21 protein-coding genes, 7 pseudogenes and 1 other annotated feature are annotated in these 21,341 nt (G+C 60.3%); of the genes and pseudogenes, 6 read left to right on the forward strand and 22 right to left on the reverse strand.

The features are described 5' to 3' along the window. Positions 1 to 176: 176 nt before the first annotated feature. Positions 177 to 701, forward strand: a pseudogene (locus MB84_RS25935) (IS66 family transposase); the annotation flags it as partial. Here MB84_RS25935 and tnpC read toward each other — a convergent pair. The 10 genes and pseudogenes from tnpC to MB84_RS25985 form a co-directional block, all read right to left on the reverse strand. Next, on the reverse strand, positions 698 to 2,080 hold the full coding sequence (gene tnpC, locus MB84_RS25940; protein ID WP_052654595.1) for an IS66 family transposase: 1,383 nt from the start codon (positions 2,078 to 2,080) through the stop codon (positions 698 to 700). The pseudogene MB84_RS25935 and the gene tnpC sit on opposite strands and share 4 nt — an antisense overlap. Before the next feature lie 51 nt (positions 2,081 to 2,131). After that, entirely contained in the window at positions 2,132 to 2,479 is a 348-nt protein-coding gene (gene tnpB / locus MB84_RS25945; protein ID WP_046290068.1) for an IS66 family insertion sequence element accessory protein TnpB, read from the reverse strand. After that, complete coding sequence (gene tnpA / locus MB84_RS25950; RefSeq protein ID WP_052652849.1) at positions 2,476 to 2,910, reverse strand: IS66-like element accessory protein TnpA; 435 nt, start codon at positions 2,908 to 2,910, stop codon at positions 2,476 to 2,478. The genes tnpB (MB84_RS25945) and tnpA (MB84_RS25950) overlap by 4 nt, the downstream gene beginning before the upstream one ends. 230 nt (positions 2,911 to 3,140) lie before the next feature. After that, positions 3,141 to 3,458, reverse strand: a pseudogene (locus tag MB84_RS29395) (integrase core domain-containing protein); the annotation flags it as partial. A 16-nt stretch (positions 3,459 to 3,474) separates the two neighbouring features. Next, positions 3,475 to 4,560: an IS110 family RNA-guided transposase gene (locus MB84_RS25955; protein ID WP_046289963.1), complete on the reverse strand. Its 1,086-nt coding sequence runs from the start codon at positions 4,558 to 4,560 to the stop codon at positions 3,475 to 3,477. Between the two features lie 289 nt (positions 4,561 to 4,849). Further along, positions 4,850 to 5,769, reverse strand: a pseudogene (locus MB84_RS29400) (IS3 family transposase); the annotation flags it as partial. Continuing rightward, positions 5,372 to 5,488: a sequence feature (AL1L pseudoknot), on the reverse strand. It overlaps the preceding pseudogene by 117 nt. A gap of 254 nt (positions 5,770 to 6,023) precedes the next feature. Next, positions 6,024 to 6,479, reverse strand: a pseudogene (locus MB84_RS25970) (integrase core domain-containing protein); the annotation flags it as partial. Between the two features lie 16 nt (positions 6,480 to 6,495). After that, positions 6,496 to 7,581, reverse strand: a complete 1,086-nt coding sequence (locus MB84_RS25975) for an IS110 family RNA-guided transposase (protein ID WP_046289963.1) — start codon at positions 7,579 to 7,581, stop codon at positions 6,496 to 6,498. Positions 7,582 to 7,819: 238 nt separating this feature from the next. Then, positions 7,820 to 8,494 carry a DDE-type integrase/transposase/recombinase gene (locus MB84_RS25980; protein WP_084009760.1) on the reverse strand — a complete coding sequence of 225 codons (675 nt, stop codon included), beginning with the start codon at positions 8,492 to 8,494 and terminating at the stop codon, positions 7,820 to 7,822. After that, entirely contained in the window at positions 8,491 to 8,988 is a 498-nt protein-coding gene (locus MB84_RS25985; protein WP_046289964.1) for a transposase, read from the reverse strand. Before MB84_RS25985 ends, MB84_RS25980 begins: the two co-directional genes overlap by 4 nt. A gap of 97 nt (positions 8,989 to 9,085) precedes the next feature. Here MB84_RS25985 and MB84_RS25990 point away from each other — a divergent pair, with 97 nt between their 5' ends. Continuing rightward, the gene (locus tag MB84_RS25990) at positions 9,086 to 9,280 is read left to right on the forward strand and encodes an IS110 family transposase (protein WP_046292424.1); all 195 of its coding nucleotides are present in this window, start codon (positions 9,086 to 9,088) and stop codon (positions 9,278 to 9,280) included. 22 nt (positions 9,281 to 9,302) lie between these two features. On the opposite strand, the gene MB84_RS25995 is transcribed toward MB84_RS25990, so the two are convergent. Continuing rightward, positions 9,303 to 10,513, reverse strand: a protein-coding gene (locus tag MB84_RS25995) for an IS3 family transposase (protein ID WP_157122856.1) whose coding sequence is annotated in 2 segments (ribosomal slippage) — positions 9,303 to 10,198 and positions 10,198 to 10,513 — 1,212 coding nt in all. Because the reading frame shifts where the segments join, the coding sequence is not laid out codon by codon here. A 66-nt stretch (positions 10,514 to 10,579) separates the two neighbouring features. On the opposite strand from MB84_RS25995, the gene MB84_RS26005 reads away from it, so the two are divergent. Beyond that, entirely contained in the window at positions 10,580 to 11,095 is a 516-nt protein-coding gene (locus MB84_RS26005; protein WP_245725617.1) for an IS110 family transposase, read from the forward strand. A gap of 57 nt (positions 11,096 to 11,152) precedes the next feature. On the opposite strand, the gene MB84_RS26010 is transcribed toward MB84_RS26005, so the two are convergent. Next, positions 11,153 to 12,259, reverse strand: coding sequence for an IS5 family transposase (locus tag MB84_RS26010; protein WP_044454374.1), 1,107 nt, complete (start codon positions 12,257 to 12,259; stop codon positions 11,153 to 11,155). Positions 12,260 to 12,365: 106 nt separating this feature from the next. Here MB84_RS26010 and MB84_RS26015 point away from each other — a divergent pair. Next, positions 12,366 to 12,749 (forward strand): annotated as a pseudogene (locus MB84_RS26015) (transposase); the annotation flags it as partial. Between the two features lie 39 nt (positions 12,750 to 12,788). Here the strand turns inward: MB84_RS26015 and MB84_RS26020 are convergent. The 7 genes and pseudogenes from MB84_RS26020 to MB84_RS26045 form a co-directional block, all read right to left on the reverse strand. After that, a pseudogene (locus MB84_RS26020) lies at positions 12,789 to 13,034 on the reverse strand (nucleotidyl transferase AbiEii/AbiGii toxin family protein); the annotation flags it as partial. After that, complete coding sequence (locus tag MB84_RS26025) at positions 13,031 to 13,714, reverse strand: DUF6088 family protein (protein ID WP_065225882.1); 684 nt, start codon at positions 13,712 to 13,714, stop codon at positions 13,031 to 13,033. The gene MB84_RS26025 and the pseudogene MB84_RS26020, both read right to left, overlap by 4 nt. A 174-nt stretch (positions 13,715 to 13,888) precedes the next feature. Beyond that, complete coding sequence (locus MB84_RS26030; protein WP_052653693.1) at positions 13,889 to 14,767, reverse strand: DUF2971 domain-containing protein; 879 nt, start codon at positions 14,765 to 14,767, stop codon at positions 13,889 to 13,891. A gap of 23 nt (positions 14,768 to 14,790) precedes the next feature. Continuing rightward, positions 14,791 to 14,952 carry a hypothetical protein gene (locus tag MB84_RS30245; RefSeq protein WP_157123022.1) on the reverse strand — a complete coding sequence of 54 codons (162 nt, stop codon included), beginning with the start codon at positions 14,950 to 14,952 and terminating at the stop codon, positions 14,791 to 14,793. A gap of 69 nt (positions 14,953 to 15,021) precedes the next feature. Then, the gene (locus tag MB84_RS26035) at positions 15,022 to 15,957 is read right to left on the reverse strand and encodes an IS3 family transposase (RefSeq protein WP_084010122.1); all 936 of its coding nucleotides are present in this window, start codon (positions 15,955 to 15,957) and stop codon (positions 15,022 to 15,024) included. 138 nt (positions 15,958 to 16,095) lie between these two features. Beyond that, entirely contained in the window at positions 16,096 to 16,590 is a 495-nt protein-coding gene (locus MB84_RS26040) for a transposase (protein ID WP_245725619.1), read from the reverse strand. 139 nt (positions 16,591 to 16,729) lie between these two features. After that, a protein-coding gene (locus MB84_RS26045) for an IS3 family transposase (RefSeq protein WP_157122635.1) occupies positions 16,730 to 17,817 on the reverse strand; the annotation gives its coding sequence in 2 pieces (ribosomal slippage) (positions 16,730 to 17,568 and positions 17,568 to 17,817; 1,089 coding nt in all). Between the two features lie 57 nt (positions 17,818 to 17,874). On the opposite strand from MB84_RS26045, the pseudogene MB84_RS31840 reads away from it, so the two are divergent. Further along, positions 17,875 to 17,991, forward strand: a pseudogene (locus tag MB84_RS31840) (IS481 family transposase); the annotation flags it as partial. 52 nt (positions 17,992 to 18,043) lie between these two features. After that, a protein-coding gene (locus MB84_RS26060; protein WP_425415910.1) for an IS3 family transposase occupies positions 18,044 to 19,617 on the forward strand; the annotation gives its coding sequence in 2 pieces (ribosomal slippage) (positions 18,044 to 18,509 and positions 18,509 to 19,617; 1,575 coding nt in all). Between the two features lie 3 nt (positions 19,618 to 19,620). Here the strand turns inward: MB84_RS26060 and tnpB (MB84_RS26065) are convergent. The 3 genes from tnpB (MB84_RS26065) to MB84_RS26075 form a co-directional block, all read right to left on the reverse strand. Then, on the reverse strand, positions 19,621 to 19,905 hold the full coding sequence (gene tnpB / locus MB84_RS26065; RefSeq protein WP_052653699.1) for an IS66 family insertion sequence element accessory protein TnpB: 285 nt from the start codon (positions 19,903 to 19,905) through the stop codon (positions 19,621 to 19,623). After that, entirely contained in the window at positions 19,902 to 20,285 is a 384-nt protein-coding gene (gene tnpA / locus MB84_RS26070) for an IS66-like element accessory protein TnpA (RefSeq protein WP_052654598.1), read from the reverse strand. Before tnpA (MB84_RS26070) ends, tnpB (MB84_RS26065) begins: the two co-directional genes overlap by 4 nt. A gap of 332 nt (positions 20,286 to 20,617) precedes the next feature. Next, positions 20,618 to 21,301, reverse strand: coding sequence for an urease accessory protein UreF (locus tag MB84_RS26075; RefSeq protein ID WP_052653702.1), 684 nt, complete (start codon positions 21,299 to 21,301; stop codon positions 20,618 to 20,620). Positions 21,302 to 21,341 lie beyond the last annotated feature (40 nt).

The raw sequence follows: 21,341 nt of genomic DNA on the forward strand, positions 1-21,341 counted from the left end.
AGCGTACCCAGTTGGGAAAGTTCGAACCGCGTTTCACTGCACGACGCAGGTGGCGCCAATACGCCGATCATTACGTGGCACCATTACGGCGATCCTCGACTGGCGCCTTTACGCCGATCCTGCGCTGGCGCCTATGCGCCGATCATCAATTGGCTCCTATACGGCGATCCGTGACAGCCATTACAGAAGAAGCGCTGCACCGCATCGGCGAGCTATATCGCATAGAAGCCGAAATCCGGGGTAAACCGCCTGATGAACGACGGCAGGTGCGCCAAACTCGGGCGGTACCGCGACTCGAGGCACTGCGACAATGGTACGAGTCGGTATTGCCCATGCTCTCGGCCAAATCCGACACGACCAAAGCGATTCAGTATTCTCTGAACCGCTGGCCTGCACTCGCCTATTACTGCGAGGACGGGCAAGCGGAGATCGACAATCTGATTGCCGAGCGTGCGCTGCGCGGCGTGGCGATTGGCCGCCGCAATTATCTGTTTGCTGGCGCTGATTCGGGCGGTGAGCGTGCTGCGGCGATGTACAGCCTCATCGGTACGGCACGCTTGAACGGCATCAACCCGGAAGCCTACCTCGCCCACGTGCTCGAGCGCATTGCCGATCATCCGGCCAATCGGATCGACGAGTTGCTGCCATGGAATGTGGCGCAGCAACTGCCTGACACCGCCAAGATCGAGCCCATTCGCTAACCGCCATTTACCGGCGCGTCAACAACCCGATCTACGGTACACATCGAGTGCTTACGGACCAGCGGCCTGATCGCACGCTCCGCCGTATTGTTGTCCACCTCGACGCGCCCGTCTTCGCAATAGTGTGTGAGTGCGTGCCAGTGCCCCAGCGAGTATCTGATCGCCTTGGCCAACCCCGACTTCGTCGAGACCTGTGAGAGCGAGTGTTCGAGCCAAGCCTTCAGCTCGGTGAGCAACGGTGCCGAGCGTTGCTGACGCGCAGACAGGCGCACGTCCGGCGTCTGGCCGCGAACCTCGCGTTCAACAACATATAGCGCCCCGATGCGGCGCAGTGCTTCTTCGGCAATCGGTGAGCTGTCCAGCTTGTACAGGTCGTAGAACTTGCGCCGCGCATGCGCCCAGCATCCGGCCTCGATGACCGTGCCGTCACGATACAGGGCGTCATACCCGCTGAAGGCATCTGCCTGCAGGATTCCCGCGTAGCCCGCCAGATGTTCCCGAGGTCGCTCCCCTTTGCGGTCGGGTGAGTACCTGTACCAGACTGCTGGTGGCGCACGGCTTCCTGCCGGGCGGTCATCGCGCACATAGGTCCACAGGCGCGCCGTGCGTGTCTTGCCACGCCCCGGCTCCAGCACAGGCATGGGCGTGTCGTCGGTATGGATCTTGTCTGCATCGCGCACGTAACGACCAAGTGCATCGGACAGCGGTTGCAGCAGCGCAGCTGCTTCACGCACCCACGAAGCCAGTGTTGCCCGATCCAGTTCGATGCCCGCGCGTCGATAGATGCCGGCCTGCCGGTAGAGCGGCGTATGGTCAGCGTACTTCGCGACGACGACCTGTGCGAGCAGCCCCGCACCCGCCATCGAGCGTGCTATCGGCCGCGAAGGTGCCGGCTCCTGCACGACTGCGGCACAGCGCGGGCAGCTCAGCTTCGGACGGACGTGACGCAGTACCTTGAAGTAGCCGGGCACATAGTCGAGCACCTCCGAGACGTCCTCGCCGAGTGCTCGCATCTGTTTGCCGCACTCCGGGCATCCGCAGTTTGACGGCGCATGCACAACCGTTTCGCGAGGAAGATGGGCAGGGAAGTGCCGCGACTTGCGGCGCAGCGGGACAACGTTCGTTGTGGCTGATGTATCAGCAGCCGTATCAGCATCGGGCACCTTCGACGTCGCGGTCATGGCCGATTCAGCAGCGGGCAGTTCACCGAGCGCGAGCTGCAACTGGTCCATCAGTTCGGTCATGCGCTCCGATGACCGCCCATACTGCCAACGCTTGAGTCGCGAGATCTCGGCCAGCAACTGTGCGATGGTCTCGTCGCGCGAAGCAACGATTCGCTTGAGTGCGGGGATGTCATCGGGCAGATGGCTAGCTGGCATGCGTGCCAGTGTAAATGAAGCCCACGGGTTTGTGGACCCTCGCTTCCCCCTTTACGCCGCGTGCGTCGGCTGCCACGTCCGCTCGGGATGCCGCCAATCAATCCCCTCGAGCAGCATCGACAGTTGGGCGGCAGATAGATGGACCGTTCCTGAATCCGCTTGTGGCCACACGAAGCGTCCGCGCTCGAGTCGTTTCGCGTACAGGTTCATGCCGTCGCCGCTCCACCATAAAATCTTGATGAGGTCACCGCGACGCCCGCGAAACAGGAAGATGTGCCCCGAGAAGGGGTCACGTCCGAGTGCTGACTGCACCAGTGCGGCAAGCCCATCCATGCCACGGCGCATATCGGTAATGCCCGCTGCCAGCCAAACGCGGGTACCGCTTGGCGGCGCAATCATGCTGGCATCAGGCAGCGCAGCACGAGGCGCAACTGCACGGGGTCGACCATGCCCGTGACACGTACACGGGCACCGTTTAGTTCAATTTCGATGCCCGATGCTGCCGGCACGCTCTCGCGATGTGGCTCGACAGACTGTAGAGCGGGCGACACCGGTTCTGCTCTCTCGCCGCTCGGTGCATCAGGTAGCGCTACGGGCAGCAACACCGCTGTGCTGTGCCCCGTCCCTTCAAAAAGTCCCGCTCGCAGTTGCCGACGCCACTTGAACACCATATTCGAATTCAGCCCGTGCACCTGCGCGAGCTTGGCCACCGAAATACCCGGCTCGCATGCCGCGACGGCAACTTGCCGTCGGTACTCTGGTGTGTAATTCGGTCTGCCTTTACGGTTCGAAGGCTTTACATTCCGTGTGTCCAAAGTAGTCCCCACCACTTGAAGTAACGGACATCACTTTGGACACCGCAGGAACCTTTGTCCATGCGGCCTTCAAGTCACGCTTACGTCCAAACTGCATACGCTTGAGTTTGTCGATGAGCAGCTTCAAATGCGCAATCTCTTGCTCGCGCGATGTGAGGCGCGTCTGCAGCTCGGCGAGCTGTGTTTCGCGTTCGTGCAAAACCTGCTGGCTTGAATCGCCCCGGCTTTCGAGGAGGCCGGTTGGTTTAAGTTAACGCAGGCGCTTCAGCAGTATTTCTGAGTTGCCTGTAGTAGTTTGCCTCAGCCTCGGCTGGCGGGATATAGCCCAGCGGTTCCATCAGCCGATGATGGTTGTACCAGGCTACCCATTCCAGGGTGGCGAGCTCGACGGATTCCTTCGTTTTCCAAGGCGCTCGCCGGTGAATCAGTTCCGTTTTGTATAGACCGTTGATCGTTTCCGCCAGGGCGTTGTCATAGCTGTCGCCGCGGCTGCCGACCGATGGCTCAATGCCCGCTTGGGCAAGTCGCTCGGTGTACCGAATGGAAACATATTGCGATCCCCTGACGCCCTTCTAAAGGTCAAGAGGTAAATTGGGTCTGCGCGATCTGGCGGTAACGTTGCCGGATGGCGTAGAAGACCTCTCGTGCGATATAGCGCTTGAGGCATCGAATCGCTTCAAGCTTTGAGTGGCCCTCGCTGACGCGTTTGGCGACATAGGCTTTTGTGCGATCGTCGGTTCGCAATCGACCGATGGCGATAATGTGCAGGGCGCTGTTGGCCGCGCGATCTCCACCGCGATTCAGTCGATGTCGTGTCACCTTGCCAGAAGACGCCGGGACGGGACTCACTCCACAGAGGGCGGCGAAGCTGGCCTCTGACTGAAGCCGGTCGCTGTTGTCGCCAGCGGTCAGTAGCAGTTGCGAAGCGGACTCATAGCCAATTGAATACCGGGAGACCAGATCGGGGGCGAGTTCATCGACCAGAGCCGCGATCATGACATCGAGGTCGGCGATCTCGTCGTGCAACTCGAGATACCGACGCCCCAGTGATTTTAATGCAATCCGGTTGGCAGAGATCAGGCTCCGATAGTCAGACAGATCGGGACGCCACGCGGCCAATGTTCGAATAAGCTGCATCCGTGTCATCTTGCGCAGCGATTCGCGTAACTCGTCAGGCGCGCTGATGATGGTACTGTGAATTAGTTGCAATGCAACGCGCCTCGCGGAGATGGCGGTCTTCCGGCAGACTTTCAGAACGCGCAGCGATTCAATCATGCCGTCGCGTGTCTTGGGCGTGACTGTACGCACACCAGCAAAGGCAGCATGCGCCGCGTTGCAAGCGTCCAGCGTGTCGTCCTTGCCGCGTTTGCGCCGGTCGCTCCTGTCGGGTGCCGTGACCTCAAGCACCGTTACGTGGGCCAGTTGAAGGTAGCGAAGCAAGCCCGCTCCGTAGGAGCCGGTGCATTCGACGCCAACCCGGGCAAGCTCTCCGAATGAGCGCATCCAGAGCAGCATCTGTTTGTAGCCATGCCGCGTGGTAGGGAAGCATTCACTGCCGAGCAGACGATCGTGTTCGTCAACGACAGCTGCAACATGCACGTCCTTATGGGTATCCACGCCGCCCACAACGTTGCGATATCCAGAAATAGCCGGTTCTTCTTTCATGAGCCTTGCTCCGGTTGCCGATGAGATTGAGGCGATTTCACCGGCATCGAGTACCTGGACAAGACAGTAAAGCGACAGAGCGTCAGGCCCTTCTTGAGTCACACGTATCGACGAGGCGAAACCTCGCCGCTCGGCGGTTCCGGACGATCGACAGGTCAGGGGAAAGACACTACGTCGATCGGAATGTGGGTCAGGTCGCCCGGAACGCTTTACGGCACCAAAAGTCGCCGGACAGCCCTCATTGAAAGCCGCGAGAAGCCCGGAAACATCTGATACCCGTATTCTTACTGTCGGAGTGATGGATCAGCGTCCCGTCGTCGCCCGGTTGGCGGGCATACAGCGCTTGTTCAAGCGCATCGAGTACGAAGTCGGTGCGCATGGTACGACTCACCCGCCAGCCAACGATGCGTCGTGCAAACACGTCGATGACGAACGCCACGTACAGCCAGCCCTGCCACGTCGAAACGTAGGTGAAATCGGAAACCCAGAGCTGATTCGGCCGGTCGGCTTTGAATTGGCGATTGACCCGGTCCAGCGGGCGAGGTGCCGAGACATCGGGAATCGTTGTGCGAACCCGTTTGCCGCGCACCGCGCCTTGCAATCCCAGCCGCTGCATCAGTCGCTCGACCGTGCAGCGGGCCACCCGAATTTGCTCCCGGTTCATCTGCCTCCAGACCTTGTCTGCGCCGTAGACCCGCATGTTGGCGTGCCAGACACGCTGGATTTCCGGGCACAGCACGTCGTCACGCTTGACTCGGGCGCAGCGCTTGGATGGATCGCGAAGCTGGGCAGCATGGCGCCAGTAACCCGACGGGGCAATCCGCAAAACCTTGCAGATCGACTCGACCCCGAAGGTGTCGCGATGCTGATCGATGAAGGCTTTCAGGACTTGATACGGCGGTCGAGCTCCGCCTGGGCGAAAAACGCGCTGGCCAGTTTGAGAATCTCGTTGGTCTTGCGCAATTCCTTGTTCTCGCGCTCCAGCGCCTTCAGGCGATCACGCTCGCTCGCGCTCAGGCCGGCACGTTCGCCGTTATCGATCTCGTCGCGCTTGACCCAATCGTTCAGCGTTTGCGGCGTGCAGCCGATCATCGGCGCAATCGACTCGACCGCCGCCCACAGCGACGGATGCTCGCTACGCTGCTCGCGCACCAGGCGCACTGCGCGCTCCCGGACTTCCGGGGAAAACTTGCTCGATCTCTTGTTCATGGCTCCATTCTCTCAAGAGTTGGAGCCTTGTATCTTCGTCTTCGTGATGGTTAGCTACCGTCACATGAGGTGAAGTGAGCATGTTTGGAGCCTGAAGGCTTGGACCTTGCTGTGGAGATAATGCCCTTCGCCTCGCCCTCACCAGCACAGACACTGAACGGTAGCCAAGGGCGTGGACCCTGTATGTACAAGGCAAGTGGGTGAGTTGGTATTGCGGAAATTTTCAAGCTAGTTGTCGCCTCCACGAATAAATTTCAGGCGGCCTTTCTCTCCTGACTACGGCGCTGTGCGGCGACGTCCTGGTGGTCGATGCGATCCGGGTTCAGGTGCACAGCATCGACGCGCTGCCAGTTGCGCGTGCGGCCTTTCCAGCGCAGCGGGTGGCGTTGCCGGGCGGCCTCATAAAGCGCTGCTCGTCGATCCAAAATGGTCTGGTCGAGATTGGCATGGCGCTGCGCCGGCGTCACGAACCGGATCGCGCTGTGACGGTGCTCTTCGTTATACCAGCGCACCAGCGCGCCCACCCAGGTGCGTGCGGCGAGCAGGGTGTCAAATGCCCTCAGCGGGTAAGTCGGCCGGTACTTTAGGGTCTTGAACAACGATTCAGAATAAGGGTTGTCGTTGCTCACGCCCGGGCGGCTGAGCGAGTGCATGACGCCCAGCGTCTGGAGGGTGGCGAGCATCGTCGCACCTTTCATCGGGCCGCCGTTGACGCCCTTCTAAAGGTCAAGAGGTAAATTGGGTCTGCGCGATCTGGCGGTAACGTTGCCGGATGGCGTAGAAGACCTCTCGTGCGATATAGCGCTTGAGGCATCGAATCGCTTCAAGCTTTGAGTGGCCCTCGCTGACGCGTTTGGCGACATAGGCTTTTGTGCGATCGTCGGTTCGCAATCGACCGATGGCGATAATGTGCAGGGCGCTGTTGGCCGCGCGATCTCCACCGCGATTCAGTCGATGTCGTGTCACCTTGCCAGAAGACGCCGGGACGGGACTCACTCCACAGAGGGCGGCGAAGCTGGCCTCTGACTGAAGCCGGTCGCTGTTGTCGCCAGCGGTCAGTAGCAGTTGCGAAGCGGACTCATAGCCAATTGAATACCGGGAGACCAGATCGGGGGCGAGTTCATCGACCAGAGCCGCGATCATGACATCGAGGTCGGCGATCTCGTCGTGCAACTCGAGATACCGACGCCCCAGTGATTTTAATGCAATCCGGTTGGCAGAGATCAGGCTCCGATAGTCAGACAGATCGGGACGCCACGCGGCCAATGTTCGAATAAGCTGCATCCGTGTCATCTTGCGCAGCGATTCGCGTAACTCGTCAGGCGCGCTGATGATGGTACTGTGAATTAGTTGCAATGCAACGCGCCTCGCGGAGATGGCGGTCTTCCGGCAGACTTTCAGAACGCGCAGCGATTCAATCATGCCGTCGCGTGTCTTGGGCGTGACTGTACGCACACCAGCAAAGGCAGCATGCGCCGCGTTGCAAGCGTCCAGCGTGTCGTCCTTGCCGCGTTTGCGCCGGTCGCTCCTGTCGGGTGCCGTGACCTCAAGCACCGTTACGTGGGCCAGTTGAAGGTAGCGAAGCAAGCCCGCTCCGTAGGAGCCGGTGCATTCGACGCCAACCCGGGCAAGCTCTCCGAATGAGCGCATCCAGAGCAGCATCTGTTTGTAGCCATGCCGCGTGGTAGGGAAGCATTCACTGCCGAGCAGACGATCGTGTTCGTCAACGACAGCTGCAACATGCACGTCCTTATGGGTATCCACGCCGCCCACAACGTTGCGATATCCAGAAATAGCCGGTTCTTCTTTCATGAGCCTTGCTCCGGTTGCCGATGAGATTGAGGCGATTTCACCGGCATCGAGTACCTGGACAAGACAGTAAAGCGACAGAGCGTCAGGCCCTTCTTGAGTCACACGTATCGACGAGGCGAAACCTCGCCGCTCGGCGGTTCCGGACGATCGACAGGTCAGGGGAAAGACACTACGTCGATCGGAATGTGGGTCAGGTCGCCCGGAACGCTTTACGGCACCAAAAGTCGCCGGACAGCCCTCATTGAAAGCCGCGAGAAGCCCGGAAACATCTGATACCCGTATTCTTACTATCCGAATGCAGAATCACCTGGTCGGGTGGTATCGCTTCGCGCGCACACAGGTCCTTGAGCACTTCACTGGCCAGTGCGCTGCTTTCCTGCGCATAGACCTGCCAACCAACGATCTTTCGGCTGAACACGTCCAGAAACAGGTACAGATAAAAATACTGCCCGCGAACCGTGCTCGGCAGATAGGTGATGTCCCAGCTGTACAACTGGTTCGGCGCACGCGCGCACACCGCACGGGGCTTGCTATGGGCCTGGGCCGGCCGTTCGCTGCGCCGGTGGGCGAGTTGCTTCTCGGCCTTCAGGACCCGGTAGAAAGTCGATTCCGAGGCAATATAGCGTTGCTGATCTGCCAAGCGCGGCACGATCTGGCTGGGCGGCAGATGACCCAATTCGGCCGAGTTCGCCACCGCCAGAAGCTCGGCGCGCTCCTCGGCGCTAAGCTTATGGCGCGGCTCGTGGTGTCGTAATGTGCGCCGGTCCACTGCGTCAGGTTCGCCGCGCTGCCAGCGCTGAACGGTGCGGGCACTGAGCCCCAGAATGACGCACGCGCGTGCTTGGCGAGCCCCGGCCCGAGTCGCCTCGGTGATCAGACCAATCAATACTTTGCGCTGCTCAGACGACGTCATTCGGCCTCGTCCCCGAGCAGCGCACGGTACTTTTTTTGCAGCACCAGTAGCGCCGCAGCCTCAGCCAGCGCCTTCTCCTTGCGCTTCAACTCGCGCTGCAGTTCAACATTGGCCTGCTTCAGAACCCGCACCTCTTGGGCGCTTTCGCGCCGGCTATCACCGTTTCTGCCCGCGGCACAGAACTGCGCTCGCCACTGCGCGAGATGATGCGCAAACAAGCCGCGCTCCCGGCACCAGCCATGCAAGGCTTCGTCGACCAGACCATGGCTCTCCTGCAAGGCCATTAGCCGTTCCTCCAGCGACCAATCTTCCGGTCGTTTTGCGTGTGCAGAGCCCGAGCTCCGATTCGCGGCAGCGGCGCCTCTCATCCATTTCCTCAATGTCAGTACGTTCACGTTCAATTCGTCGGCCACCGCGCCAACCGTGCGGCTCCCACGCCGCAGGACCTTCGACAGCGCTTGCTCCTTGAACTCGACAGAATACGTTTGTTTCACTTTCAACTTACACCTCTGACGCTACTTAATAAGGAAGTTCAGAGGCGACAACTAGTATGACGCCGGGGGATTGATTCCTCGATTAAGGATCAAATTGATGTTCTACCTCGGTATTGATGTTGCCAAAGCCAAGCTGGATTGCTGCCTGCTGGACATGACAAACGGCAAGCGTAGTACGAAGGTTGTTGCCAATAGCCGCGCCGGCCTAACCGATCTGTTGGGCTGGTTGGGCAAGAGACACACCGAGCCGAGCCACGTACATGTCGCGCTCGAAGGTACCGGCTGGAGTTGACCCTGTAAAACCGGACACACCATCACACTAAGGTTGCTGAATCCATCGAGCGCCGGAACTCGCGAGGCGAGCGGTATTTCAGCGCGCTATGGGGGTGCTTCTCGTTGTAATGCTCAAATGCAATGGCCAGATTGTGAGCAGCGGTTGCAGCATCCGGCTTCGGCATGAAGGCGACGTAGTCGCGCTTCATCGTTTTCACGAAGCTCTCGGCCATGCCGTTACTTTGCGGACTGCACACGGGCGTGGTCAATGGCTTTAGTCCGATGTTCATCGCAAACCGGCGCGTATCGTCAGCCGTATAGCCCGAACCATTGTCGCTCAGCCACTCGATTTCGGACGGCGTATGCACCTCGTTGCCGAACCGATTTTCCACTGCGGCCAGCATCACGTCGCGCACAATGTCGCCGCTGTGGCCTGCTGTCGTCGCCGCCCAGCTCATCGCTTCTCGGTCGCAGCAATCCAGCGCAAACGTCACACGCAGCGGCTCGCCGTTGTCGCAGCGGAACTCGAAGCCGTCCGAGCACCATCGCTGATTGCTGCGCGCGACGGCCACTTTGCCATCATGTCGACGGTGGGCTCGCGGCGCAATCGGTCGGCGCTGCGTCAGCAGCCCATGCGTTCGCATGATGCGATAAATGCGCTTGGCATTGAACGGCGCCAGTCCAACTGCAACGCGCTCGTTGCGCAACGTGCCCCAAACCCGCCGGTAGCCATAGCTGGGCAAATCGCCGACGACACGGCGGATTTCCTCGACTACAGTTTCGTCGTCGGTCGGCCTTGATTGCCGGCCATCGCGCCACGTCGCCGGACGCGACAGTCGTGCCGATACGTTCGAGCGCGACACGCCGAGAACTTCACAGACCAGTTTCACTGGCCGTCCTCCGGCAGCAAGGGCGAGTGCGCTATCCATTTTTTTGCTCGGCTGTATTCAACTGCTTCCCGGAGAATCTCGTTCTCCATTGTTTTTTTGCCGAGCATCCGTTGCAGCTCGCGAATCTGCTTGAGCGCATCAGCCAACTCCGATGCCGGAACCACTTCTTCGCCAGCCTTGACCGCTGACAGGCTACCGTCCTGGTACAGCTTGCGCCAGTGGAATAGCTGGTTCGGGTTCACGCCGTAATGGCGCGCGACCATTGAAACCGATTTTCCCGGTTCGAAACTCTCGCGAACCATCGACAGTTTCTGCTCCGCCGTCCAGCGACGCCGGCGCTCTGGGCCCGTCAACACTTCCATCACTTCCTGCTTGGTGTTAGTCAAAAACACAGTCTTATGCCTACCCGTTATTGTAAGTGGGTCGCTGTGTCCGGTGTTTCATGGGGCCGCTCCACCGGCGTCTATCACGAGATGGCCGCGTGTGGCCTGCACGATGCCGGGCTCTCCGTGTCTGTCGTTAATCCTGCGCAGGTGCGTGCTTTTGCGACGGGAATGGGCGTGCGCACGAAGAACGACATGGTAGACAGCCACGTGTTAGCGCGCTTTGCGATGCACGCACAGCCAATGCGCTGGAGTCCTCCAGCGCCCGAGGCTCGCATACTTCAAGCACTGATGGCGCGCCGTGAAGCGCTTGCACAAGATCTTCAGCGTGAGCGCAACCGGCATGAGAAAGCGGAAATCACGGCTCCAACGGCGCTAGTCCTGCATTCGATTCTCGAGACGATCGAGTTTTTGGAGCGCCATTTAGCCAGCCTGCAACGCGAGATCGATGATCACATTGCTGCCCATCCGGGCCTTAGCAGGCTGTTGAAATACCCCTCGCCGATGTGCGGCGGGGCCTTCGGATGTGGCGATGTGTCGGTTCGGTTCTTGACGATTTAATGCTGCGCGTCCCTAATTCGAGTGAACCCAATGCCATCGTCTCGCCAATTTGCGCCCCTATGCCGCCTTCGCAGCGAGCGTACGCATGCGAGTCAGGTTATAGGCCGCCTGCGTCAACACAAAGAGCTGTTCGATTCGCTCGCGGCCGCGATACATCGCTTGCCGAATTCGGCCTACCGTCTTGCCCCAGCCAAAGACCTGCTCGATGCACTTGCGCTTGCGCTGACTGATGGCGTAACCGGGCCAACGCGTTGTGCGCCCGTCGATTGCCGAGCCGCCGGCTCGGCCGTCGTTTTGCGCCACATGCGGCGTGACACGATTTTCGCGGCACGACGCCACAAAGCCTGCCGTGTCGTAGTTCTTGTCAGCGCCAACGGTGATGGGGCTGTCGGCAAGAAACGCCGCATCGGCGAGCATATGGGTCGCAGCGTCGCGCTCGGCCGTGCCGCTCGCCTGCGTGACCTGGGCGTTGACAACCAGGCCATGCCGGTTATCGGTCAGCACATGCCCCAAATAGCAAAGCACCGCGCCGGTGCCGCGACTCTTGCGAAACAAGCGCGCCTCGCTGTCCGTGCTCGATTCATGCGTCTCGTTGCTGCGTTTCTCGCCGTGCCAGTTCTCGCGCTGGCGACTGCCGCCCTCAGGCGGTGTGTCGTCGTCTGATTTGTCTTTGCGCACGAAGCTCTTGTGTCCCGCCCAAGCCTGAATCAGCGTGCCGTCCACGCTGAAATGCTCGCCCGAGAGGTGGCCACGCGCGTGCGCAGTCTCAACCGTTTCGTTAAACAAACTGACGATGACGTCGTGAACCAGCAAGCGCTCGCGGTTCTTACTGAACGTCGAGTGGTCCCACACGGCATCGTCCATCGCCAAGCCGACGAACCAGCGGAACAGCATGTTGTAGGAGATTTGCTCCATCAGCATGCGTTCGCTGCGAATTGAATACAGCACTTGCAGCAACAGCGCACGAATGAGCTTCTCAGGTGCGATGCTTGGCCGGCCGCCTTTCGCGTCGCTCTCGTACATGCGCCTAAACACGGGGTCCATGCGCTTGAGCGCGTCGTTCAGCCAGTTCCGAATCGGCCGCAACGGGTGGTTCGCTGGCACAAAGTTATCCAGCGTCGTCACTGTGAACATCGACTCGGTGTAGCTGTCCGCTCCGCGCATCGTTTCTGTCTCGGTGTTGTTCGGTTCTTCGTTTCAACGTTTACCCCTCCCGGCTGGATGACACGTGCGGGAGGTATTTCAACAGCCTGTTAAAGCAAACTTGATGCTGCTGCAAAGTATCCCGGCAGTTGGCCCTCAGGTAGGCCGCACGCTGCTTGCCATCATGCACGCGCGCCACTTCGATTCTGCAGAACAACTTGCGGCGTATCTCGGCCTGGTGCCGGTGCAGAGGCAGTCGGGATCGTCGATCCAGGGCCCTTCACGTTTATCGAAGGCCGGGCCGCCCAAGGTACGGGCAACTCTCTACATGGCGGCCGTCGTCGCTAAACGCTATAACCCCCACATCAAGGCATTGTGTGAACGCTTGGCAGCGCGTGGCAAATCCACCATGTCTATACTCGGCGCTGCAATGCGTAAGCTTGTGCATCTGTGTTTCGGCGTTCTGAAGACACGACAGCCTTATCGGGCGAACTACGTCGCAATCGCTTGACGGGCAAGACGGTATCTCCACAAAATCCGGGGCGGTTCAGATGTCGATATCTTCGGAAAAGCGAGAGATCAGGCGGTGAGCCTTAGCCAACGACGTACCGCCCTTGAAAAGTAGGCGGTGACCGTCAGTGTTTATGCCGTTGAACAGGGCGTCGAGCGTCCAGCAGACCCAGAAGTCCTTCTCCACATACTGATCGCTCGTGCCGAGCGCGAGGGCGCGGGTCTGAAACAAGTTACGGCGATCTTCGGGCGGTGCGGTAATGATCTGGCTGTAATACGGATTCACGTGGCGCTCGAAGGAGAATGTGGGTTTTCTTGTGGATGCATCTGCCGCTCGCGAAATGACGTCGAGAGGTATGGTGCGAGTAGCTTCTGCATCCAACCGGGAAGGGTGTGAAAGCCATCCACCAGGTCGTGCGCGATTTCTTGGCCGTGCGTCGGATCCGTCAGAATCGAGCGAATGCGGTTGTCGATTCCCCAGGATTCGTGCGGGACGGTATCACGGAGCCAGCGAAGCGCTTGCACGAGCCGCATTGCCGGACGACCAGCCCAGTAGAGTCGGCTCGGCGCGGCTTGCTTGAACTGAATGGTCAGATTGCCGAGCTGGATGTTGCGCCGGCGGACGTCGGTATAGACCACGACCTTGGCCGGCACCACATTGGTGAAGCCAAGGTCATTGGCAGCCGTCAGACCATCGACAAGAATGCGCAGCTGGTCGCGGCGCGCGATCGCATCGACTATCTCCCGATAATCTGGAACGGTCGGCTTTGCGGTCAGAGAGTTCAGGCGGGGCCGGTCATACAGTCCACGATCAATCCGGCGTAGCGTGCCGTCGCTGCTCAAGCGTTGCAACGTCTTGTCGACGGCGTCCCGCTTACCCAGACGAGCGAAGTCGGCCGGGGTCCACACGTGGGACGACGAGGCCAGATTGATCGCGGCGAGGATATTGGATTTCAGATCGGACATTGCATGCTCCTGTCTGATATTTATATACACTTTTCGGACATTTTGCAAATTTGTCCGAGAAATGTCGTAATAATTCGGACAATTTGGCGGGCAACGCGGGAAGATCGGGCGCACTCACGAATAGACTGCATCAGTCCCCGCGCGTCGCCATTTCGTTGAGGCGCATAGCTTTGACTATGAGACGACTGTGCGAGCCCAACATCCGGCATCGGCGGTCATGTGAAAGAGGCGGCTATGCGGATACTTCTCCCGTTGAATCGCCCTAACCTGCTCGACGAAATCCGAAGCTGCTCGCGCGCAAAAGGTAATCGACTCTAGCTCTTCCGGATAGAAGAGGAAATGCTGGAACTCGGTATCGGCGGGCAGTTCGCGCGCCGTAACGACGCGCCATTCTTCCTCATAGGACCACCGAGGTGTTTTCGTGTACCAGACCGCCTCCCTGGCTGCTGTGAGGTGCGCCGGGCTTTGTCCGAAGAGCAAGAAGTCGAGGCCGGAGCCCGAAACATAGGGATGGTTGGTGTACACGACAGGCTTGGCCCCGAGCAGCGGCGTGCCGCGTTCAGGCAGGTGCCTGAAGCCGAGGACGCAACCGGCGTGCTCGCCGGCGTAAGTGCCCCACATGACTTCGTTCGACGGGTCCCCCGTCAGGCATAGCACGAGATGCGTCTTACCCGCCGGAGACTGAAAAAACGCTCGGAGGCCTTTTGCGAGCACACCGTCAGGGTCCGCGGCGCGATCTTGCAATACTAAGGCCTTCGACCAGCTTCTCTTCGTGCCCTGCGCCGCCCGCATCCGACAGACATGCAGCAGCGCTTTCGCACCTTCCGACAGGCTTACCTCCTCAGACGCCTTGATGCCATAAGCGACATCAAGGATCCGATCAACGTATGCTTCGTAGGAGTCGGCGATGCTGGGCTCGAAACACGGCATGCGCTGATACTCACCGATATCGTTGAACGTGTGAGGCGCTGCCCAGCGCAACCTGGAGCTTTCCAGGACAGCAAGCGCTGATTTCGGTGACGTGTATTTGTACAGGATGTCAGGGAGTGTCATGTGGGACGTCGGGTGAATGTTGGTCAGTCCCTATCGTGCGGGGACTGCGTCGCGTAAGTGATGGCGGTGACCGTCCGGCGCGTCACGCTACCGGCTTGCTCGTCGAACGCGACCGGAAACTCGGGCGCCTCGTCCTCATTCAGATACGGCAGCGCCATATCCGGCTCAAACAGCACATAATTCACTCCGCCCTCGTGCCGTGCGGACCAAAAAACGGAATTTTTCAAGCTAGTTGTCGCCTCCCCGAATAAATTTCAGGCGGCCGTTCTCTGCTGGCTACGGCGTTGCGCGGCGACGTCCTGGTGGTCGATGCGATCCGGGTTCAGGTGCACAGCATCGACGCGCTGCCAGTTGCGCGTCGGGCCTTTCCAGCGCAGCGGATGGCGTTGCCGGGCGGCCTCATAAAGCGCCGCACGTCGATCCGGAATGTCCTGATCGAGCTTGGCATGGCGCTGCGCCGGCGTCACGAACCGGGTCGCGCTGTGACGATGCCCGTGGTGGTACCAGCGCACCAGCGCGCCCACCCGGGTGCGTGCTGCGAGCAGGGTGTCAAATGCCCCCAGCGGGTAAGTCGGCCGGTACTTCAGGGTCTTGAACAACGACTCAGAATATGGGTTGTCGTTGCTCACGCCCGGACGGCTGAGCGAGGGCGTGACGCCCAGCGCCTGGAAGGTGGCGAGCGTCGTCGCACCTTTCATCGGGCCGCCGTTATCCGAATGCAGAGTCGCCTGATTGGGCTGTATCGCTTCGCGCGCGCACCAGTCCTTGAGGACTTCGCCAACCAGTACGCCGCTTTCCTGCGCATAGACCTGCCAACCAACGATCTTGCGGCTGAACACGTCCAGAAACAGGTACAGATAGAAATACTGCCCGCGCACCGTCGTGGGCAGGTACGTGATGTCGCAGCTGTACAACTGGTTAGGCGCGTAGGCGCAAACCGCACGCGGTTTGCTGCGGGCCCGGGCCGGCCGTTCGCTGCGCCGGTGGGCGAGTTGCTTCTCGGCCTTCAGAACCCGGTAGAAGGTCGACTCCGAGGCGATATAGCGCTGCTGGTCTGCCAGTCGCGGCCCAATCTGGCTGGGCGGCAGATGACCAAATTCGGCCGAATTCGCCACCGACAGAAGCTCGGCGCGCTCCTCGGCGCCTAGCTTATCGCGCGGCCCGTGGTGTCTTAACGTGCGCCTGTCCACTGCGTCAGGTTTTGCTTGCCGCCGGCGTTCAACGGTGCGCGCGCGTCAGCCCCACAATCTTGCACGCGTGTGCCTGGCGAGCCCCGGCCAGGGTCGCCTCGTGGATGAGCCCAATCAATGCTTGGCGCTGCGCAGGCGTCATTCGGCCTCGTCCCCGAGCAGCGCACGGTACTTTTTTTGCAGCACCAGCGGCGCCGCAGCTTCCGCCGGCGCCTTCTCCTTGCGTTTCAACTCGCGCTGCAGCTCGACATTGGCCTGCTTCAGATCGCGCACTTCTTGCGCGCTCTCGCGCCGGCTGACGGCGGCCCCACCGGCGCAAAAATCCGCACGCCACTGCGCCAGATGATGCGCAAACAAGCCGCGCTCCCGAGACCAGCCATGCAAGGCTTCGTCGACCAGCCCGTGGCTCTCCTGCAAGGCCATCAGCCGTTCCTCCCGCGACCAGTCTTTCGGTCGTCGTGGGTCTGCAGAGCTCGGGCTCCGGTTCGTGGCGCTGGCGCCTCTCGTCCTTTTCCTTAATGTCAGTACGTTGACGTTCAATTCGTCGGCCACCGCTCCAACCGTGCGGCTCCCGCGCTGCAGAACCTTCGACAGCGCCTGCGCCTTGAACTCAACAGAATACGTTTGTTTCACTTTCAACCTGCACCTCTGACTCTACTTGATAAGGAAGTTCAGAGGCGACAACTATTCTGACGCCGGGGGCAGGACACCTTCTACGTCGGCACGCTCAAACGGTAATGCCCCCGTTTTCCACGGTCAGCAGAAGTAGAAACTAAGCGACCATGGCAAGCCGCTGCTTCGGGGTAAAACCGCCCAATGCCATATTCGGGCGCTCGTGATTGTAAATCCACATCCAGTCGGCCGCCGCTTCGCGAACCTGCTCCAGGTCCTCCCACAGGTACTGCGACAGCCATTCGTATCGCGCAGTCCGGTTGAACCGTTCGATATACGCATTCTGCTGCGGCTTGCCCGGCTCGATGTATTCCAGCCGGATGCCTTGCTTCTGCGTCCATGTCACGATGGCCGCACTCAAATATTCCGGGCCGTTGTCGCACCGGATGACCTTCGGCTTGCCTCGCCATTCCATATGCTGCTTCAGCGTGCGAATCACCCGCTCGGATGGCAACGAGAAATCCACCTCGATGCCCAGCGCCTCGCGGTTGAAATCATCAATCACGTTCAGCGTCCGGATACTGCGCCCGTCAACCAGTTGGTCATGCATGAAGTCCATCGACCACACTTCATTGATGGCCTCCGGTACCGATAGCGGCTGCGGCGTTTCGCGCACCAGCCGCTTTTTCGGCTTGATGCGCAGGTTCAGCTCCAGCTCCCGGTAAATTCGGTAAATGCGCTTGTGGTTCCAGCCGAATCCCTTCACATTACGCAGGTAGAAGTAGCACAGCAGAAAACCCCAGTTGCGATGGCAGCCCGTAATACGCAGTAGCCAGTCGGCAATCTCTTCGTTCTCCGTGTTCAACTTCGCCGCGTACCGGTAGCACGACTCGCTGATGCCGAGCACCGCGCACGCCACACGAATTGACACGCGCCGCTGTTGCACAACTTGCTTTGCCATCTCGCGCCGACGAGATGGCTTCAGAACTTTTTTTGCAGGGCCTCCGAGGCAATCTCAGCCTTGAGCTTCTCCTCGATGTACATCTTGCGAAGCCGGGTATTCTCCGCCTCCAGCTCCTTCATGCGCGACATCATCGACGCGTCCATGCCGCCGTACTTCGAGCGCCACTTATAAAACGTTGCCGAACTGATGCCCAGTTCTCGGCACAGCTCCGGCACCGCCAGCCCAGCCTCCGCGCGCTTGAGCGCCTCCAGTATCTGGCTGTCCGTGAATCTCGACTTCTTCATCTGCAGAACTCCCTCTTAACGAGAAAATTCTACTTCTCCTAGCGGTGGATTTCAGGGGGCATTACCAAACGGGTGGGCCGGGTCTACCAGCAGACGTTCGTCGATACCTACTCGAAGGTCGCGTTCGCCAAGCTCTACGATCGCAAGACGCCACTGCCCCCCGGCGTCATACTAGTTGTCGCCTCTGAACTTCCTTATTAAGTAGCGTCAGAGGTGTAAGTTGAAAGTGAAACAAACGTATTCTGTCGAGTTCAAGGAGCAAGCGCTGTCGAAGGTCCTGCGGCGTGGGAGCCGCACGGTTGGCGCGGTGGCCGACGAATTGAACGTGAACGTACTGACATTGAGGAAATGGATGAGAGGCGCCGCTGCCGCGAATCGGAGCTCGGGCTCTGCACACGCAAAACGACCGGAAGATTGGTCGCTGGAGGAACGGCTAATGGCCTTGCAGGAGAGCCATGGTCTGGTCGACGAAGCCTTGCATGGCTGGTGCCGGGAGCGCGGCTTGTTTGCGCATCATCTCGCGCAGTGGCGAGCGCAGTTCTGTGCCGCGGGCAGAAACGGTGATAGCCGGCGCGAAAGCGCCCAAGAGGTGCGGGTTCTGAAGCAGGCCAATGTTGAACTGCAGCGCGAGTTGAAGCGCAAGGAGAAGGCGCTGGCTGAGGCTGCGGCGCTACTGGTGCTGCAAAAAAAGTACCGTGCGCTGCTCGGGGACGAGGCCGAATGACGTCGTCTGAGCAGCGCAAAGTATTGATTGGTCTGATCACCGAGGCGACTCGGGCCGGGGCTCGCCAAGCACGCGCGTGCGTCATTCTGGGGCTCAGTGCCCGCACCGTTCAGCGCTGGCAGCGCGGCGAACCTGACGCAGTGGACCGGCGCACATTACGACACCACGAGCCGCGCCATAAGCTTAGCGCCGAGGAGCGCGCCGAGCTTCTGGCGGTGGCGAACTCGGCCGAATTGGGTCATCTGCCGCCCAGCCAGATCGTGCCGCGCTTGGCAGATCAGCAACGCTATATTGCCTCGGAATCGACTTTCTACCGGGTCCTGAAGGCCGAGAAGCAACTCGCCCACCGGCGCAGCGAACGGCCGGCCCAGGCCCATAGCAAGCCCCGTGCGGTGTGCGCGCGTGCGCCGAACCAGTTGTACAGCTGGGACATCACCTATCTGCCGAGCACGGTTCGCGGGCAGTATTTTTATCTGTACCTGTTTCTGGACGTGTTCAGCCGAAAGATCGTTGGTTGGCAGGTCTATGCGCAGGAAAGCAGCGCACTGGCCAGTGAAGTGCTCAAGGACCTGTGTGCGCGCGAAGCGATACCACCCGACCAGGTGATTCTGCATTCGGATAACGGCGGCCCGATGAAAGGTGCGACGATGCTCGCCACCCTCCAGACGCTGGGCGTCATGCACTCGCTCAGCCGCCCGGGCGTGAGCAACGACAACCCTTATTCTGAATCGTTGTTCAAGACCCTAAAGTACCGGCCGACTTACCCGCTGAGGGCATTTGACACCCTGCTCGCCGCACGCACCTGGGTGGGCGCGCTGGTGCGCTGGTATAACGAAGAGCACCGTCACAGCGCGATCCGGTTCGTGACGCCGGCGCAGCGCCATGCCAATCTCGACCAGACCATTTTGGATCGACGAGCAGCGCTTTATGAGGCCGCCCGGCAACGCCACCCGCTGCGCTGGAAAGGCCGCACGCGCAACTGGCAGCGCGTCGATGCTGTGCACCTGAACCCGGATCGCATCGACCACCAGGACGTCGCCGCACAGCGCCGTAGTCAGGAGAGAAAGGCCGCCTGAAATTTATTCGTGGAGGCGACAACTAGCTTGAAAATTTCCGCCATCGGCCCGTGGCCATGCAAACCGGCCTTTCTCCAGCCGCTTTGCCAGCAGGCACAGCCCGCCGTCGCTCCAGTACAACGCTTTGAGCAAATCACCGCGCCGGCCACGAAACAGAAAGATGTGCCCCGAGAACGGGTCCTTTTGCAGCACCGACTCGACCTTGGCCGCCAGGCTATTAAAGCCGCAGCGCATATCCGTGACGCCGGCCGCAATCCACACGCGCGCGTTCAATGGCACGCCGATCACCGAAGGCTCTCCAGTACCGTGCGTAAAACTTGCGCATCAACTGGGCCATCGATCCTGACGAGCGCTTTGCCAATCTGCACTTCAATCACGCCCAACAATGGCGTTGCGCCCGCAGACGCGGCATGACGGTTTGCCTGGCTTTCCAACGGCATATCGACCACGTCGACCGGCAGCAGCGTTGTGTTGGACACCAAAGATGCTTTTCGCTCATCCGCTGATCTTCTCCGCCACTGGGCAACCATGTTGGCATTCAATCCGTGGGCGAGCGCCACCTCAGCAATTGAGCGGGTCGGATCATTCGCTTGGGCAACCACCGCCGCCCGGAACTCCTTCGTGTAATTCTTCGAGCCTACTCGTCTGCCGCGCCTGGCCTGTTTCATCACTCTGATTCCCATTACTTCTGATGGGAATCAGATTGCCTTCCTTGCAACATCACGAAAAGACGGTATGGATCGAGCGCTTACGTTGCTGCGCCATGTTCCATGGCAGCAACTCGTCGATCCGATAACCGGCTATCACTGCCGCGTCAACGACTCGTACTACGGTACTGATCGAGCGCTTACGCCTTTGTGTTCGTCACCTGGCTGACGGGGGGGGGGCGGTATGCGTTCAAGGCGCGTGTGCCGGTGGCTGCGGCACACGCGAGCACGCCCGAAGACCCTCGTCGACGCCATGCGGCTACGCCGTAGGGTCCGGCTCGGCTTGGTGTGGCTCAGGATCGGAACAGCCGGCTGTACTGTGTCTCGTGCCAGGCACTCATCATGGCAAGTGCCGGCGCGACGTTGCCGATATCGTCGTCGGCAAGCGACATGGCCGTGTGGGCGGCCTGCTCGATGAGGGGCACCGACGCGATGAGAATGCGCTGGCTTGATGTGTGGGCAAGAGGGACGAGCCGTGTCGCCGCGGCGACTTGCGCTTCAATGACACTCCACATCAGTCCGCGCAACGCGTCAGCCGGTGCGATGTGCCAGTGGTCGCAGGCGATGGCAAAGGCGGCGGGATAAGTGAGCCGGACATTGGCGTACGCGCCGGCACGCGGCACATCCAGATCAATGAGCAGACGCACCAATGACTCGCTCATGCGCCGGTCTTCGAGTTCGAACTCCCGACTTTCTCGCGCCGCGGCCAACCACGCATTGGCGTCGCGGAAGCGACTTTCATGGTTTTCGTTGAGCGCGTGGATCATCCGCCAGAACAGTGCGCCGTCCAGCGGCGCATAGCTATGCTCCAGCAGGCCAAGGATCCAGTGGCCCGCGGAGGGTTCATCGTTCACGATGCCGGCATGCACTGCCGATTCCAGTCCTCGGGAATAGGAAAAGCTCCCGACGGGCTGACTGGGGCTGATAAGGCGCACGAGGTGAAGCGCCGGCGCTTGAGGAAATTCGACGCGATCCACGGAGGCTCTTAAGTGGGATCAAACGGGGACACCTTGCCTC

The sequence above is a fragment of the Pandoraea oxalativorans genome (assembly GCF_000972785.3).
GTDB lineage: Bacteria > Pseudomonadota > Gammaproteobacteria > Burkholderiales > Burkholderiaceae > Pandoraea > Pandoraea oxalativorans.

Bases quoted from the DNA above. Each gene is read 5' to 3' on its own strand.
- MB84_RS25990 (WP_046292424.1), top strand. From the start codon at position 9,086: ATGTTCTACCTCGGTATTGATGTTGCCAAAGCCAAGCTGGATTGCTGC.
- MB84_RS26030 (WP_052653693.1), bottom strand. From the start codon at position 14,767: ATGACACTCCCTGACATCCTGTACAAATACACGTCACCGAAATCAGCG.
- tnpC (WP_052654595.1), bottom strand. From the start codon at position 2,080: ATGCCAGCTAGCCATCTGCCCGATGACATCCCCGCACTCAAGCGAATC.
- MB84_RS25980 (WP_084009760.1), bottom strand. From the start codon at position 8,494: ATGACGTCGTCTGAGCAGCGCAAAGTATTGATTGGTCTGATCACCGAG.
- MB84_RS26010 (WP_044454374.1), bottom strand. From the start codon at position 12,259: ATGCGCGGAGCGGACAGCTACACCGAGTCGATGTTCACAGTGACGACG.
- tnpA (WP_052654598.1), bottom strand. From the start codon at position 20,285: ATGAAACAGGCCAGGCGCGGCAGACGAGTAGGCTCGAAGAATTACACG.
- tnpB (WP_046290068.1), bottom strand. From the start codon at position 2,479: ATGATTGCGCCGCCAAGCGGTACCCGCGTTTGGCTGGCAGCGGGCATT.
- MB84_RS25955 (WP_046289963.1), bottom strand. From the start codon at position 4,560: ATGAAAGAAGAACCGGCTATTTCTGGATATCGCAACGTTGTGGGCGGC.
- MB84_RS25975 (WP_046289963.1), bottom strand. From the start codon at position 7,581: ATGAAAGAAGAACCGGCTATTTCTGGATATCGCAACGTTGTGGGCGGC.
- MB84_RS26025 (WP_065225882.1), bottom strand. From the start codon at position 13,714: ATGTCCGATCTGAAATCCAATATCCTCGCCGCGATCAATCTGGCCTCG.